Genomic DNA, 16,463 nt, shown 5'->3' with positions numbered 1-16,463 from the left:
TTTTTTTATAAAACTAAAAATAATTTACAGTTTTTAAAAGATAGGGAAATAATCTTTTTTAAGGTTATTTTTAAGTAAAAATTTACTATTAATTAATTTTTCATTCAAAAATTATGAATTCATTCTAAAGCATGAAATATTTAATAGTTTAAAAAAAAGATATGCTAAATACCATCTTTTAAAGATTATCCTTATCATTCATCTTTTTTTTAAATAAAAAGTTAATATCAACTACATATATTCCTTCTTCGTCTGAAACAATTATAGAATCATCTTCTAAAAGAGTAGGGAGATCTAATTCATAAATCCCGTGGTCATGAACCATTACAGTTTCAATGGATTCTCCTTGAGGTTTTTCTTTTTTTGCAGTTTCTGTTTCATCCTTATAATATTCAAAAAAATGGCTGCCGCATTCAGGGCACCCTTTAAGAATATCTTCTGGTTTTCCTTTAAATAGAGCTCCGCATTTAATGCATAGATGCACCAGAATCACCAAGATTTGCTATCATAGAGAGGAAGTTTGACTGTTTATTAACGTTTTTCATAATATTTGCAGGGCCGATTATAGTAAGCCCAACTGCTTTCTTCTTTGAAATTCCAAAAAGAGCTTTCTTATCTTTTTCAAGGGTGTATATATCAATCCCCATGAAGTTTTCGATGTCAATTTCTCTCATGGTGGTTTCTATAAGTTCTGCTTCTTCTTCAGGGCTTAGTCCACCTTCTAGGACTACTAGATTTCCTCCTTTAACCCTTTCAATAATCATTGATATCTTTTCCATGCTAGTATGGGTTGAGAGTGCATCTGAGGATAAAAAATCCATTTTTAAACCATTCATTTTGATACCTCTAATTTGAAATTATCACACTTTTAAATTAATGGAACCTTTTAATCATTGCTTCATAAAGGTTTTCAGTATTTTCACCGTGAAGTGCAGAGATAGGCACTACTGTGTGCTGAGGAAATACTGAGGTTATACGCTCAGGGGTGGCTTCAGGAAGATCTATTTTATTTGCTACGATTACAAATGGGATTTTTCTTGCCTCTAGATTTCCAATTATGGTAATGTTTGCCTGTGTAAGTGGATCTTTGGTGGCGTCTACAACTAAAATAACGCCAGTAACATCATCTAACCATTTGATGGCTTCTATTATACCTTTAGTTGCTTCTTTTGCCCTTTCTTTTGCTTCTGCCTCAGATAGACCAAATTGCAGAAAATTCTTGTAGTCTATTTTTGTTGCTATTCCTGGAGTGTCTATTATATCAAAATCAAGTTCAACTCCGTTATGTGTTATACTTACATGTTCTTGCCTGTAAACTTTTCTTGTTTCGTGTGGAATCTCTGATGATAGTCCTAGTGGTTTTCCTATCCAGTCGTTGGTCATTGTATTTGCTAAAGTAGTCTTTCCGGAATTAGGATGACCATATAACCCTATTTTTAGTTTTTTATCTTTTCCGAGCAGTTTATTTAGGAATCTTCTGAAAATATTTGGCATCTTATCACTCTTTATATATTTGGCCAGGTTCAAGGATAACAACCTTCGTTTTTTTGTTTGTTGATTCAACCATATCTGCAAACTCTTCAGGGTCCTGTTCAATTACAGGAAATGTATTGTAGTGCATTGGAATTACAACATAGGGATCAATCCATTGTGTAGCTATTGAAGCTTCCAAAAGCCCCATAGTGAATCTATCACCAATTGGAATTAATGCAATTTGAGGATTATAAATACCTCTTATCACGTCTTTCATATCTCCAAAAACACCTGTATCGCCAGAATGGTAAATTCTTTTACCATTTTCAAGTTGTATTATGAAACCGCAGGCGCTTCCTCCAACACCCATTTCTTCTATGAAGTCCATATCTGCGGAATGGGTTGCATTAACCATGGTTATCTTAATACCGTGTATTTCAACCGATCCGCCTATGTTCATCCCTATAGCTTCAAAGCCCTGTTTTGCAAGATATAAGGAATGCTCGTGATTTCCGATTACTACTGCGCCAGTTCTGTTTGCTATTTCCATGGTATCTCCGAAATGGTCACCGTGCCCATGGGTAACACATATTATATCTGCTTCTATTTCTTCAACTGGAACTGGACAAGTCGGGTTATTGCTTATAAATGGATCGATTAATATCTTTAAATTTTCCTCTGATATTATTTCAAATGCAGAATGTCCAAACCATCTTATTTCCATTAATGTATCTCCTTAAGTTTTATTGAGTTATTCCTAATTCTATACTCTGTGAGAGACCCCACGCTTCCTCAAACATTCTTTCAATTTCTTCAATGGATTTTTGGTCTTTATAGATTACTCCTACCTCGAAACTTTCATATATAGGATCAGTGGAGATTATTAAACCATTTTCTTCATCTGACACGATTGCTACTGTATGAACATGAGGCATAGTCTTTATTTCTACATTATTTTCCATTAAAAGCTTTATAAGCTCAACTGATGCATCATCGTCCAGGCTTGCTTCCTGTATAATCATTTTACTTTCTGTTTCCATAAATCTTTTAAGAACGCTTACATCAACATTACGGATCCATGGATACATCATCAATATGCGGTTATTCGCTTTTAAAATGGTGTCTTTCATCGTTTCCTGTACTTCACCAGCATCAAAAGACCATATTATGCTTGGATCTTTGGATTCTGATTTAATCTGGTCTAACGTGCCTTTGAAAGAATCCAGACGTTCCTCGATGAGATTTTCTATGTCTTTGGTATTTTGGATATAACTTTCCTTTAACCTGTTCAATCTGTTTTTTACAAATTCGTCTTCGTTATCAGAGGTAGGCCTCACAGGTTTCACCTTTTTAATTCGTTTAGGTTTCTTTTCTACCGCTTTTGGAGACTTTGCAGGTGTTTTACTGGGTACTGCCTGATTTTTTTCAATTGGTGCTGCTGTTTTTGCGATGCTTTGAGCTTCAGCTACTTTTGGTTTATCCAATGTTTCTTTAGTTGTGATGGGTTCCTTTAAATTCTTAGGCACTCGTTTAGGATTGATTTTACGTGGAATCATCTGTTTTTCATTTTCTGCAGTGCTATTTCCTGCTTCAGGAATTATTCTATTTCTAATATTTTCTGTTCCCCGTGGTTTTTTGACTATTGTGGGTTTTTTTATTGATGAATTTGGGTTTTTATCTGTTTGGGGCATGATTTTCCCCGTATTTTTGGAATGTTCTTCCTTTTTAGGCATTTTAAGTCCAGTTAAGTTCCCTGTTTCTACTCTGCCCGCAAATAGGACTACTAATACCATTCCTACAACTGCAAGTAAAAGCCCTATAAAAAATGCTAAAATATTGGGAGGAGTTGCAAATCCCCAATTGTACATAGCATAAATGCCCCCAATAACTAACACGATCCCAAAAGCTGTAATAATTAAATTGATCATTTGATGCCTCCAACTCATATCTTTTTTATCCATTATTATTACAAATAATGAAGAGCCCCTTTATACCCACTCTAAGCTTTAATTAATATTACTACAATAAAAATCTTTTTATTTACTCTATTCTATTAAATCCATAATTGAATTTAATTAAATTCATTAAAATTAACCAAAAAACCTTAAACTTTTTGTTTTTAACTGATTAAATGTTTAGATATGTGATTAGATTAGTGTTATAATTGATTAATTTAGAATTTTAGTTAGAAAACTAATTAATCTAGATATGGTCTGGTGCAAAAATTTTTAGACCATCTATTTAAATGGAGTGAAATATTGATTTTAATCCAAAAATAATTACACTGCACTTCCAAACAGTGTAAGTTCACTTAATTATACTTTTAACTATCAGTTACTTCTTCTGCTTTGCATATTTCAAAATAATTTTTGCCGCATTTTCTTTTCCGTCGTATTTAGAAAATTCTTTTTTGACAATTCCGGCTTCCTGTTTTAAAGCATCACTATGTAAAATATTGTTTATATCATCTGCAAATTTTTTGGGATTTAATTCATTTATGTTTTTTACTACAGATATTCCATATTTTTTCATATTTAGAGCATTTTTAATCTGTTCTGAGTGATTATCAATAGGTACAAGTATACTGGGAATCCCCAGTGAAGCTAATTCCATGGTAGTGTTATGGCCTGCAAGACTTATTACAACATCAGAAAGATTCATCCATTCCATAATATCATCTAAAAATTCTTTTTTTACTATTTTATCTGAGTCTTGTATAAAATCAGAGGATATTTGGGGCCCTGTTACTATAACTATCCTATTACAATCTATCCATTTTGCAGAATCAATTATTAGATGGAGTAATTTTTTTCCAAATTTACTTCCTCCAACAGTAACAAGAACTATTTTATCATTTTCATGGAATCCTAATTTCTTTCTAAGTTCATTTTTATCTTCAATTTGGGAGGGATTTCTTTTAAGGAAAGGGCCAGTAAATGTAGTAATACCCCTTAATTTAGGTGGTATCTCAATAGAATTTTCTATATCTGGAATAATAATAGCATCGCACTGATTTGATACACTCCCGATGAATCTTTTAAGTCCATTTTCAGCATATTCAATAATTTTTCTATCGGGATAAAGTTCTGCAAAATTAAGTGTTAACTCATTTGTTATCAAAATACATGGTATTTTGAGAATTCTGCATGTAATGGGAGCTGAATAATGTGAATCACCAATCACAATATCTGGTTTAAGTTCTTTTATGATTTTAAATTCATGGTATATACTTTTAAGGAAAATAAATGGTAAATTAATTGATTTTTTGGCAGTATGCTTAATATCAAGTTCACCATTACCTCCATAAAGATGTATGTCTGGTAATTTGAATATTTTATACTTTCCATGCTTTGATAACATTTCATAGCCCGGGCCGTAACTTGCAAAAGTAACATCTACATTTTTCTCTTCAAGTCTTTTTGCAAGGGTAATATCTCTTGAAACATGACCCATACCTATTCCACAGGTCATAAAAAGCACTTTCATAACTAATTAATCCTCTCAGTGGTTTTTATTAATTTAATTTAATTAATTTTCATATTTAACAAATATATAACATTTTTTTAATGTATTATAGCTTGGAAATATATAAGATACTAATAAAATCTTTAATAATCATACTGTATGCAAAGTTTTTATATAATATGTAAGCAATTCATAAAGTAAGGCATAAATGGAGGTATTGATATTGGAGTTTTTAAAAGATGAGGGTGGTCAGGGAGCAGCTGAATACATTTTACTCTTCGGTGGTGTCATCGTTATAGCTATTGCTGCATTGTTAATTTACAGGCAGTATATTGATAGTAGTCTTCCAATTAGTAGTTCAGCTGATGCTCAAAATGCTAGGAATTCTGTAGCAAGTAACCAACAATATAGCGGTTAAACTATAAAAATAGCAGATGTTTTTGATATAAAACCATTAATATTATTTGAATGGATATAATTCATATTTATGTATTCCATTACATTTTCAGAGTATACTTTGTTGCTAATACCAACTTTTTACAGTTTTAATCAGTATGACTAATATAAATTTATCTTGTTAAAAAATATCTGCATCCTTCTATTTTCTTAAACATTTTAGTTTATTATCGTATAAAACTAGAGATTATTCATTTTGAGACTCTATGTAATTGATAAGATTTTTTAATAGGTTTGTTGATCCTTTTTCGCTGCTTAAGCTCCATGCCAGTTTGTTTTTTAGGACAGTTTTTTGGTCTTGAGGTTGAGTATTTAAATAATAGATTATTCTGTTAAATAGAAGAGCTTTATTATTTGTATTCGCGTCTTCGGATGCACTATTTTCCATTTCATCCATTTTTCCTCTAAAAATAATTTTAAGTTTATGGGACGCGTCTTTTACTTCAGAGGGATCATCACTTTCTAATTGATTTATTAATATAGTTATATCAAGCGGATCTGTCTTTATCACGCCGAAGATAATGCCATCTGCTTTTATGGATTGTATCCTTTTAATGCCGTCATAAACATCAAAGTCGTAGCCGGTTATGTATATTTTCCCTTCCTTTAAAAATGACATTAAAATCTCATTTAATGTCTTATCAGAAATATTGGACTGTTTTCGGATTTCTTCTAAAAGTTTTTTTCTGGAGAGCTCGTTTTCTCCAATTATTTTTAATGTTAACTCTTTTAGTTGGTGATTTTTTGACATATGATAACACTTTTTATTTGATATGTGAAAATATGCACATAATAGTATATAAAAACTAATGCTGTGGTGATGCTGATACATGGATTAAGAGTAAGTGATAGAACAGATTAGAAACTTAACTGGATGGAGATGATATATGGTGGTATTAAATAATCTATTATGATATTTGAATTTAATAATACTATGCAAATAGTTTATATATGAGTAAAAGTATAGAAAAAAGTGCATAATTAAAATGGAGGTGCTGTATTATGGAGTTTTTAAAAGATGAAGGTGGTCAAGGAGCAGCTGAATATATCTTACTCTTCGGTGGTGTCATCGTTATAGCTATAGCTGCATTATTGATTTACAGACAATATTTCCAGAATACTGACCTGAATTCAGCTAGTGATATTTCAAACGCTAGAAGTTCAGTAGCAGCTAACCAACAATATTCATAATGAGAATATATTGTAAAATAGGAAATTTACACATGTTAATTGATGAAAAAGCCCAGATTAGTGCGGAAATGATTCTCATAATGGGAGCATTATTAATACTGGTTATTGTAGCAGGACAATGGATATTTAATATATCTAAGTCTGTTGCAGGTAATGTATCTACAGTTGTAGGTGCTGCAAAGGATTCAACAATTAATAAAATGTAAAGTCCTATTTTTTTAAATTTTTATTTTATTTCCATACTATTACACTTTTATTTTTATAAGCTGGTTTTAAGTTGTTTGAACCACTTTTTTCAAGTACTAATTTTGCAAACATTGAATTTTCAAAGCGCTTATCTACTACAACTGATCTGTTGATATCTGTAAGCAGGAATATGCAAAAATCACTGTTTTTATTTAAGTAGTGCTTATCTATTTTGTTATTTTCAACTATAATTTCACAGTAAGGTACTTTTCCATTCCAGGTTATGTAGTTTGTTGTTAAATCTCCAGTAACGTTATTGTTACTTTTAAATTTATTACTTGTGATATTTAGAGCACCTGTTGAATAAGTATAATTTTTTCCACTATTTTTACTTAAATCCCATTCTCCAAAATAAAAAATCCATTTGGCATGATTTATCATATAATCATGAGTAACAATTACAAAAGGATTTGAATTATCTGGATGGGTGTATTTTAATACTTCTTCAGCTTCTTCCTGGCTTAATTTGTAATCATCTGTCAGTATTTTCATAGCTGAACTCTTGTTAACACCTAAAATTTTATTTATGATTTCAACGCTTTTGCTGGTGTTTCCCGTATATTTATCTAAAACTAAATACCCGTTATCTCCTCCAGTTGAAAGCATTCTAAAAATTCCCTCAGACAAACTTTCATTGTTTGTGCAAAATGCTCTATCTATCCAGTATTCTCTGGAAGTACTTGGAGATTGGGGATTAAATGTGGAATTATTGTAGAATTGCCTTAGGGGTAAAGTTTCGATATAGGCGGATCTCCCGTCAAAAGCAACAGGACGATCTGCAATAGCTGCAAAAAAGTGTCCGTAACTCCATTCTGTGATTATAACTGTATTTTTAGGCGTGTTATTTTGGATCCATACTGCGCTGTTCCATAAATCGTCATCAGTGCCGGGTGTTAATAAAGAACTTTCGTACGCATTTAAAACTGCGGGAATTAAGATTATGATCATGAAAGTTAAACACATAAATTTAATTAGTATTTCTTTTTCTTTCAGTGCACGTATGTATTCTATACAGATTCCAACCATAATTCCTGCACTAATTACTAAAGGAGGTATAAGTAGTAATATGAATCTAATTCCCTTGAAAAGTGAAACAATACCTGTTATGGTCCATATTACAAGCAGTACATATAAAAACCAGTTCATTTTATTTAAAAACCGTTCTTTAAGCTCATTATTAACTAAAAGTCTTAAAATTAAAAAAATACCTATTATGCCTAAACCAAATAAAACAGGACCTACTTTAGCGATAAATTCTTCTATTGATGGTCTCCTGAGTTCAGATATGGAACTGTATAGATCGGGCCAAGGATACCATGAACTTCGGCTTCCACTCATTTTAATTAATTCTAAAGGTCCATAAATAAAATCAATGATATTTGAAAAATTTGTAATGCAAATTAAAACAATTGAAACGATAAAAAAGGGAATAAATACATTAAAAATGTTTTTTATATTATTACCTTTTATTTTTCCATGTATGATATAAACAATACAGAATATTGTAATTATGTAAAATAAGTACTGCCAGCCGTTCCATGCCATTTCAAAGAGAAACATTGAAAATACAGATAAAAAAGTGAATAATACTTGTTTTTTAGTATTTCTGCTTTCTACAGCCTCAAAGAAAAACCATACAACTAAAAGGGGGAATATTATATTAAACATATCTGTATCAAACCAGCCTGGAACCGTTCTGGCTAAATAAAGGGGAGCGGTAACTGTAAGTATTCCTGCTGCAAGGGCGCCATATTCATTAGTAAATCTTCTTACAAATAGGTAAGCAACTACGCCGGCAAGTGGACCTATAAATGCAGGTATCCAGAAACAGACAGTTGAAAGGGGGATTTGAGAGAATATGTTAACTAATTTATATATAAAAGCTGCTAAATATACGATGAGTGGAGGATAATCCAGAGGCACGCCTGGAGGGTAGTAAGAATGTAAATCCCATTCTGTGCCGTTTATTACTGTATCTCCAAGATAACCGTGATCTAAATAATTTTCTGTTAACCTGTAGTTGTAGTATGAATCAAGTTCATACATGTAGGGGAGGCCGTTTTGATCCTCATAAAAAGCTTTTTGATCATCAGGAATTCCTTGCAAATAAATACTATCTGCTCTAAGGAAAAATCCAACAAGAAATATGAGTAATATAAGCGATAACGTAATTATATTATTTTTTGTAAATTTAATCATTAGCTAATATTATGCAGTAATTATATAAATATTTAGACTAGTTTATAATTAGAATAATATTATTTTGGGAAGTTTTTAATGCAGAAAACGAAATATATTAATAATTTTTTAGATCTGGATTGGACGGAAAAACCATATATGTTTATTTTAGGTTTTTTGTTTGTTTTATCAAGAATTCCTTTATTGAATTTAGGATTTGGGTCTGATCCTGATGCATGGAGAATTGCAGGTTCTGCATTTGATCTACATTATTTTGGTATTTACCACCCTTCAAGATTTCCAGGATATCCACTTCCTGAGTTTTTCAATTCACTTATCATTAATTATGGTTGGTTGGTTACAAATGCTGCAACAATGATTTTGTCTTTAATTTCAGTTTATGTTTTTGCCAGAATTTTAAAAGAGTTAAATATAAAAAATAGAGGGTTATTAGTTGTTACATATGCTTTTTTACCAATTTTATGGATAAACAGCACCATTACTATGGATTATATGTGGGCCCTTGTATTTATCCTTCTTACATGGTTTTTTATCATAAGAAAACAGTATGCTCTTGCAGGCTTAATGATGGGTTTAGCTATTGGATCAAGGATAACATCCCTAATTTTGATACTTCCATTTGTTTATCTCATTTTGGCAGAAAATAATGAAATCAAAAAAATTATGTATTTTTTTGTTACAACATGTGCAACTGCATTAATTCTGTTTTTACCTTTATATCTGCAATATGCTCTAAATTTTGTATCTTATTATCCTACACAAACAGGTATGTCCTTTATATGGTTTGATATGACATATTATTTTGGTCTTTTGGCGATATTGTTTGGACTAATACTGTTCGTAGTATCTTTCAAGAAGCTGTTTGAAAATATAATAAAAAAAGATGAAACAACAATATTTTTATTATTCTCTATTTCTTTAGTTGTATTGTTGTACATTGGGGCGCCTTATGAAATGTCATATCTCATTCCGGCAGTACCTTTTGGACTTTTACTCTTGAGTAAAATAAGTAATAGAAAGCTTTTTGGGATATTGTGTATTTTTCTTTTACTGAATTCATTTATTTATATTGGATTATCATCAAATATTTCTCCAATCCTCGATAAAGGGGCAGTTATAAGCGATGCTGAAACTAGAGCTCAACTGCTGAATGAAATTGAGAATATAACAAGCAATCTAAATAATTCAGTTATTATTTCAGGCGAATGCTTCCCAATTATGTGTTACCTATATGAAAAATTACAAAAAACTCCTCAAATAATTGGATTTGGTAAAAATGATTATATAATACACTGGAATTATGAAAAAAATGTGGGATACATATATTTGGCCAGTCTTAATGAAGTAAAATACTGGCAAAAAAAAGGTTATAAAATATATTACATGGGAAACTCTGCAACTGATAATACAAAACTAAATTATAAATTCAATCTTAATAAATATAACTGTTCCAATGCATTTAATACATAAATTAATCCATGAAATAGCTATATGATAGAATTAATTTATTTTAATAATTAATTTTAGTATTTTGGAGGTATTTGTGTAAATTACTATTTTCAGTGCTTTTAAACAATAACTTAAAAAGAGTTATACTGTGAATTTTATAATTGACAATTATTTTTAATATAATTTGATTTGGACAAATGATTGTGTTAAATTAGAAAAAAAATATAAACTTGCCATTACTACAAATTACCATGAAAGTTTCTGTGATTATCCCCATGTACAATGAAGAAGAAAATGTTCTAAAAACAATTCATGAAGTAGATATAGTCTTAAAATCATATGAAAGCTATGAAATTATTGCAGTAGATGATGGAAGCTTTGATAGGACATTTGAGCTGGCATCCAATGTAGCATCTAAAAATCATAATGTACAAGTATTGAAACATTCTTCCAATAGTGGAATGGGAAAAGCACTTCGAACTGGCATTAAAAAAGCTGAAGGCGACGTAATTATAACAATTGATGCAGATTTAAGCTATGATACTTGTTATATTCCAAAATTAATTGATGCACTTGATGATGAAACAGATATTGTAATTGGATCCCAGTACATGGACGGCGGAAAAACAGAAGATATTCCTAGATTAAGGCTTTTTATAAGTAAAATGGCCAATAAAATTGTTGGATATGCTATGGCAAACAATGTAAGTACAGTAACTGGTGTTTTTAGAGCATACCGGAGGGAAGTTTTAGATTCAATAGAATTAGACTCCAATGGAACTGAAATTAACCCGGAAATACTGTCAAAGGCGAATGCCATAGGTTTTAGTATAAAAGAAGTTCCAGTTACATTAGGGGGCAGAAAATTTGGAGAATCTAAGGTAAAAATTAAATCCACAACAATTTCACATTTATTATTTACTTTCCATGAAAAACCCATGATGCTATTTGGGGCTATTGGATTCATTTTATTATTTATAGGGTTAATGAGTGCATTGTTTCTTTTTTACCAGTATCTTATTGGTAATTTGGATCCTACACGGCCTTTAATGTTGTTTATGGTCTTAATGATACTCTCAGGGATACAAATACTGATTTTTGGATTCGTTGCTACTCAGATAAGTCTTCTTAAAAGGGAAGTTTACATAGTACAAAAAGAAAATAAATTACTGAGAAAAAAACTAAAATAGTTTTTTATGAGATAAGTGATTTTATGAATGAACCATTGGTTGCAATTGTCATTTTGAACTGGAACGGCTGGGAAGATACTATAGAATGCTTAGAATCACTGTATCAGATTAACTATTCCAATTATAGGGTAGTAGTGGTAGATAATAATTCTTCAAATGAATCTATTTTGAAAATAAAGGATTATTGTAATGGAAAAATAAAAGTTAAATCAGAATTCTTTGAGTATAATGCTGGCAATAAACCTATTAAAATCTCAGAATACAGCAAGGAAAAATCAGAGTCTAAAGTTAACAAAAGCTCTTTAAATCAGATTAATAACTATTTAACTTTGATAAATGCTGATAAAAATTATGGTTTTGCAGAAGGGAACAACGTTGGAATAAGATATGCATTGAAAAATTTAAATACCGATTACATTTTGCTTTTAAATAATGATACTGTTGTTGACAAGGATTTTTTAGATAAACTTGTAAGTACTGGTGAAAAAAAGGAAGATAATGGAATAATAGGCCCAAAAATCTATTATTACAGTGAACCTACTAGAATATGGTGTATTGGTGGAAAAATAGACTGGAAATTTGCTAGAGGTTTACATGTTGGGACCAATGAAGTTGATGCAGGTCAGTACAATAGAACTGAAGAATTTGATTATATAAGCGGATCTGCATTTCTCGTTAAAAGGGAAGTTATTGATAAAATTGGTTTGATGGATAAAAAATTCTTTTTGTATTTTGAAGAAACAGATCTGGCATTGAGGGCATCTAAAAATGGTTATAAAAGTGTTTATGCTCCTGAAGCAAAAATCTGGCATAAAGTGTCTAAATCTGGTGGAGGGTTAAGTAGGCCTATTGGTTTGTATTATATAACTCGGAATAGATGGCTGTTTATGAAGAAGTGGGCTAAAAAGAGCGATTACGTATTTTTTATTATTTATCAGGCCGTGGGAGCTGTTGTGTTTCCTGTAGTTTTAAGTATTTATTATGGGAATTTAAGGCTTTTTAGAGCTTATTATATGGGTTTGTGGAGTGGTTCGGTATTGAATAGGTAAAAATCGGAATTCACTTGGTAAAACTCAAATTACGGCCGTAAAGCTATTTAAATATGATTATTTATTTGTTTTTTTACTAAAAAATCTTTTATCTAAGCCAAGCCAGTAATATATTTTTTGATAAAATATCTGCATAAATAATGGATAAACTGTACTCCAGCTCCCTGTTGTAGTGTAAATCCAGTTATAGTCATGTTTATGCTTTTTTCTCAGTTTTTTTACTGTTGAATAATAATCCTCTTCTGAGAAGGAGTATCCTGGTGATGCATGATAACCTCCCATAGGAATAACATATGCATCATAACCTTTCTTTTTAATAGTCAAGCAGTAATCTGTGGCATATAAATGCCAGTTATTACATGTGATCTCATCAAATTGAATGTTTTCAAATATCTCTTTGGGAATTATAATAAGACATTCATCAAGAGTTTGTATCTTTTTTGGTCTTTTAATTTGCATTGGTCCAGCTAATACTGGTGGAAATCCTGTTTTAATATTAGATATGCAATTTCTATCATATTTGCCTGCAACACCTGCAATTCCAAGATTTTCTATATTATTTAGGATTTTTTCTGTTTCTTCTAACCATGTATCTGAACCAAGTTCATAATCTTGATGTATAAACATTAGATATTTCCCTTTAGCTTTTTTACCTCCATAATTTAGGGCTGTTGCTGCTGATGTGAATTTTTTTTTTGTGTTGTCTATAAGAATTAACTCGTAATCTATGCTTTGATTCTTTAAACTCTTAAGAAGATAATCATTTAAATTATTTTTGTTATTATAATTACAAATTATTGAGATCATATAATACACAACTCTTATTATTGTTTTAACTGTTTAATCCATTTATTTATTCATATTTTTGGAGTTTTGTATAATATTAATATTTTTTGAGAATTAGATAAAAGAAGCTATGTCAAAAATTGATTTTTAGATAACATTAATTAAAACATTAAATAAAACAATTTAGAAAATAGAGGCTACAAATGAACAAGATAAGAACTATAGCTAAAAATACATCATGGCTTTTAATATCACAAATTTTGAGTTATTTATTGATATTTTTTGCTACTATTTATTCAGCTAAATATTTAGGTGTGGAGAATTTTGGTATTTTATCATTATCCATTGCATTTACCAGCATTTTCGTAGTTTTCACTGATTTAGGTTTAAGTACACTTACTATACGTGAGGTATCTCGAAATAAATCTTTAAAAAGTAAATATTTGGCCAATTTTATCTTATTTAAGATTTTTTTAGCTATTGTAATGTTTTTTTTCACATTTGTAGCAGTTTCTATTTTATCTTATCCTTTTCAAGTACGATTAATAATTTATATCATGACATTATCTGTGATTTTAAATTCATTCGCAGGGTTAATATCGTCTATATTCCAGGCTTACGAGAAAATGGAATATTTATCAATGGGGGCTTTTATTAGCAATGTTTTAATTTTTATTGGAACAATTATTGCAATAGAGTTACATTTAAACGTTTTAATATTTGCTGTTGTTTATTTGATTGCAAATCTTGGTCTTTTTGTATTTTATATCATGATCTATATGTTGAAATTTTCTTTACCTTCATTAGAATTGGATATAACCTTTTGGAAGGATAATATTAAACTTGCATTACCTTTTGGAGTTACTGGAGTGTTTGTAACTATTTATTACTGGATAGATTCTGTAATGTTATCTGTAATGGTTAATAGTGATGCAGTTGGATTTTATAACGCTGCTTATAGACTTGTTTTAGTATTATTGGTTATTCCTTCTATTCTTAATACAGTGATTTTTCCAGTTATGTCTCAATTTTACGTAACATCAAGAGAATCACTTAAAATGGTATATGAAAAATATTTTAAGTATATGGCTATCTTAGGAATACCACTCGGATTTGGCGTTACTTTATTGGCTAAAAAAATAGTTGTATTAATATTTGGTGTAGAGTACATGGGTTCGGTAGTAGCTTTTCAGATCCTTGTTTGGTCCACGACAATTATATTTATGAGCGGTGCTTTTGCTAGATTGCTTGAAGCTTCTAACAAACAGATGGTAATAACAAAAATTACGGGTATTTGTGCTATAGTAAATATCTTATTAAACTTTGTATTCATACCTCAATTTAGCTACATTGGTGCTAGTATAATAACAGTATTGACTGAAATTTTATCGTTTATTTTTGGTTTAAAAGCAGTTTCGGGTATGGGTTATGGATTTTCCCGAGTTGAATTCATAATATTAATAAAAGTTTGTATATCTAGCTTTATTATGAGTATGTTTATTATCATATTTTATAATTTTAATGTAATACTTTTAATAGTAGGTAGCTTGCTAATTTACTTTATGGTTTTATACTGTCTAAATGGATGGGATAATGAAGATGTTAAAATTATAGATGCTATTTTAAATAAAAAATAATTTTAGGGTAAAGTGTGTTAACTATGAAAAAAATAGAAAAAAAGAATGTACTAGTTTTTCCTGGAGGAACAGAAATAGGATTAGAAATATGGAATTCGCTAAAAGATTGTAAAGAAGTTAATCTATTTTCAGCTGGAAGCCCAGTTTCTAATCATGCACCATATGTATTCCATAATCATTCAATAATTCCTGAAGTCAAAAAAGCAGGATGGCTTGATGAATTAAACAGTTTAATAAAAAAATTCAGTATTGATTATATTTTTCCTGCACATGACGATGTAATAGTAGCTTTAGCTCAGAATTCAGTGAAAGTCAGATCAAAAATCATATCTTCACCATTAAGAACTTGTTTAATTACTAGATCTAAAAGTGAAACATATAACACATTTAAATCATTATTGCCAGTACCTAAATTGTTCCATAAAGTTTCTGACATAAAATCATTTCCCGTTTTTGTAAAACCAGATAAAGGTCAGGGATCACAAGATGCAGAATTAGTAAAAGATTTAGATTCATTGAAATATTTACTTAAAAATAAACCTGAATTGATCATTTTAGAATATTTAAATGGAAAGGAGTATACAGTAGATTGTTTCAGTCATAGAGAAAAAGGGTTACTTTTTTGTGGAGGTAGAGAAAGGATACGTACTCGAAATGGAATATCTATGAATAGTAAACCTGTTTCTTCAAGAATAAATAAGATTTTTAATAAATACGCGCTGACGATAACAAAAGAATTAGAAATTTATGGGGCTTGGTTTTTCCAATTAAAGCAAGATTCAACAGGAAAATATAAATTATTGGAGATATCTCCTAGAATCAGTGGAACAATGGCCACAAATCGCATATTTGGAGTAAACTTCCCATTATTGAGCATATACGAAAATGAAGGATTTAACTTGGATATATTACTTAACAAACACAATATTGAAATAGATAGAGCTTTGATTAATCGATACAAACATGATATTGATTATAACAAAGTTTATGTTGATTTGGATGATACACTTATTATAAATAATAAAGTAAACACACAGCTTATAAAATTTCTTTATCAAGCAGTGAACGAAGGTTGTAAAATCATATTAATTAGTAAAACTGAGAACGATATACAAACTTATTTAAGAAAATGGAAGATCGAATGCCTTTTTGATGAAATAATTTTACTCAAGAAAGAAGATTCTAAAGCAAATTATATTGATCCTATAAATTCTATATTTATTGATGATAGTTTCAGCGAACGAAAATCTGTTTATTGTCAGCATTGTATACCTACCTTTGATTCCAGTATGATAGAGGTTTTAATGGATAGTAGGGTGTGA

Annotated in this window: 17 protein-coding genes; 8 read left to right on the top strand and 9 right to left on the bottom strand. The window is 30.1% G+C overall.

All coding sequences use genetic code 11. From position 1 onward, the window contains the following. Positions 1-178 precede the first annotated feature (178 nt). From EJ01_RS01960 to EJ01_RS01935, 6 genes are all read right to left on the bottom strand, one after another. A complete protein-coding gene (locus tag EJ01_RS01960; protein WP_048080243.1) occupies positions 179-484 on the bottom strand; it encodes a Zn-ribbon domain-containing protein in 306 nt (101 codons plus the stop codon). Then, complete coding sequence (locus EJ01_RS01955; protein WP_048080242.1) at positions 468-836, bottom strand: DUF2073 domain-containing protein; 369 nt, start codon at positions 834-836, stop codon at positions 468-470. Before EJ01_RS01955 ends, EJ01_RS01960 begins: the two co-directional genes overlap by 17 nt. A 37-nt stretch (positions 837-873) precedes the next feature. Then, positions 874-1,494: an Era-like GTP-binding protein gene (locus EJ01_RS01950; protein WP_048080241.1), complete on the bottom strand. Its 621-nt coding sequence runs from the start codon at positions 1,492-1,494 to the stop codon at positions 874-876. A 4-nt stretch (positions 1,495-1,498) separates the two neighbouring features. Beyond that, positions 1,499-2,197 (bottom strand): metal-dependent hydrolase, encoded by a 699-nt coding sequence (locus EJ01_RS01945; protein ID WP_048080240.1) that lies wholly within the window; start codon positions 2,195-2,197, stop codon positions 1,499-1,501. A 19-nt stretch (positions 2,198-2,216) separates the two neighbouring features. Then, entirely contained in the window at positions 2,217-3,401 is a 1,185-nt protein-coding gene (locus EJ01_RS01940) for a DUF308 domain-containing protein (protein ID WP_048080239.1), read from the bottom strand. Positions 3,402-3,807: 406 nt separating this feature from the next. After that, positions 3,808-4,959, bottom strand: coding sequence for a UDP-N-acetylglucosamine--N-acetylmuramyl-(pentapeptide) pyrophosphoryl-undecaprenol N-acetylglucosamine transferase (locus EJ01_RS01935; RefSeq protein ID WP_048080238.1), 1,152 nt, complete (start codon positions 4,957-4,959; stop codon positions 3,808-3,810). A gap of 202 nt (positions 4,960-5,161) precedes the next feature. Here EJ01_RS01935 and EJ01_RS01930 point away from each other — a divergent pair, with 202 nt between their 5' ends. Next, positions 5,162-5,356 (top strand): Flp family type IVb pilin, encoded by a 195-nt coding sequence (locus EJ01_RS01930; RefSeq protein WP_048080237.1) that lies wholly within the window; start codon positions 5,162-5,164, stop codon positions 5,354-5,356. Between the two features lie 225 nt (positions 5,357-5,581). Here EJ01_RS01930 and EJ01_RS01925 read toward each other — a convergent pair whose 3' ends face one another. After that, on the bottom strand, positions 5,582-6,145 hold the full coding sequence (locus EJ01_RS01925; protein WP_048080236.1) for a hypothetical protein: 564 nt from the start codon (positions 6,143-6,145) through the stop codon (positions 5,582-5,584). 251 nt (positions 6,146-6,396) lie between these two features. On the opposite strand from EJ01_RS01925, the gene EJ01_RS01920 reads away from it, so the two are divergent. Then, positions 6,397-6,585, top strand: coding sequence for a class III signal peptide-containing protein (locus EJ01_RS01920; protein ID WP_048080235.1), 189 nt, complete (start codon positions 6,397-6,399; stop codon positions 6,583-6,585). Positions 6,586-6,617: 32 nt separating this feature from the next. After that, positions 6,618-6,791, top strand: a complete 174-nt coding sequence (locus EJ01_RS01915; protein WP_048080234.1) for a class III signal peptide-containing protein — start codon at positions 6,618-6,620, stop codon at positions 6,789-6,791. A gap of 25 nt (positions 6,792-6,816) precedes the next feature. Here EJ01_RS01915 and EJ01_RS01910 read toward each other — a convergent pair whose 3' ends face one another. Continuing rightward, positions 6,817-8,937 carry a dolichyl-diphosphooligosaccharide--protein glycosyltransferase subunit STT3 gene (locus tag EJ01_RS01910; RefSeq protein ID WP_245611130.1) on the bottom strand — a complete coding sequence of 707 codons (2,121 nt, stop codon included), beginning with the start codon at positions 8,935-8,937 and terminating at the stop codon, positions 6,817-6,819. A 171-nt stretch (positions 8,938-9,108) separates the two neighbouring features. Between EJ01_RS01910 and EJ01_RS01905 the strand changes: the two genes are divergently transcribed. From EJ01_RS01905 to EJ01_RS01895, 3 genes are all read left to right on the top strand, one after another. Continuing rightward, positions 9,109-10,500, top strand: coding sequence for a glycosyltransferase family 39 protein (locus EJ01_RS01905; RefSeq protein ID WP_048080232.1), 1,392 nt, complete (start codon positions 9,109-9,111; stop codon positions 10,498-10,500). 230 nt (positions 10,501-10,730) lie between these two features. After that, complete coding sequence (locus tag EJ01_RS01900) at positions 10,731-11,669, top strand: glycosyltransferase (protein ID WP_048080231.1); 939 nt, start codon at positions 10,731-10,733, stop codon at positions 11,667-11,669. Between the two features lie 23 nt (positions 11,670-11,692). Continuing rightward, a complete protein-coding gene (locus tag EJ01_RS01895) occupies positions 11,693-12,718 on the top strand; it encodes a glycosyltransferase family 2 protein (protein WP_048080230.1) in 1,026 nt (341 codons plus the stop codon). A 57-nt stretch (positions 12,719-12,775) separates the two neighbouring features. On the opposite strand, the gene EJ01_RS01890 is transcribed toward EJ01_RS01895, so the two are convergent. After that, the gene (locus EJ01_RS01890; protein WP_048080229.1) at positions 12,776-13,525 is read right to left on the bottom strand and encodes a glycosyltransferase; all 750 of its coding nucleotides are present in this window, start codon (positions 13,523-13,525) and stop codon (positions 12,776-12,778) included. A gap of 182 nt (positions 13,526-13,707) precedes the next feature. On the opposite strand from EJ01_RS01890, the gene EJ01_RS01885 reads away from it, so the two are divergent. Both EJ01_RS01885 and EJ01_RS01880 read left to right on the top strand, forming a co-directional pair. Next, a complete protein-coding gene (locus EJ01_RS01885) occupies positions 13,708-15,141 on the top strand; it encodes a flippase (protein ID WP_048080228.1) in 1,434 nt (477 codons plus the stop codon). Positions 15,142-15,164: 23 nt separating this feature from the next. Then, positions 15,165-16,463, top strand: coding sequence for an ATP-grasp domain-containing protein (locus EJ01_RS01880; protein WP_048080227.1), 1,299 nt, complete (start codon positions 15,165-15,167; stop codon positions 16,461-16,463).

Origin of the sequence: Methanobacterium veterum (genome assembly GCF_000745485.1) — an archaeon.
GTDB classification, from domain to species: Archaea; Methanobacteriota; Methanobacteria; order Methanobacteriales; family Methanobacteriaceae; genus Methanobacterium_D; species Methanobacterium_D veterum.
Note: the sequence above shows the minus strand (reverse complement) of the source record. Positions and strands in the feature narration are given on the sequence as shown.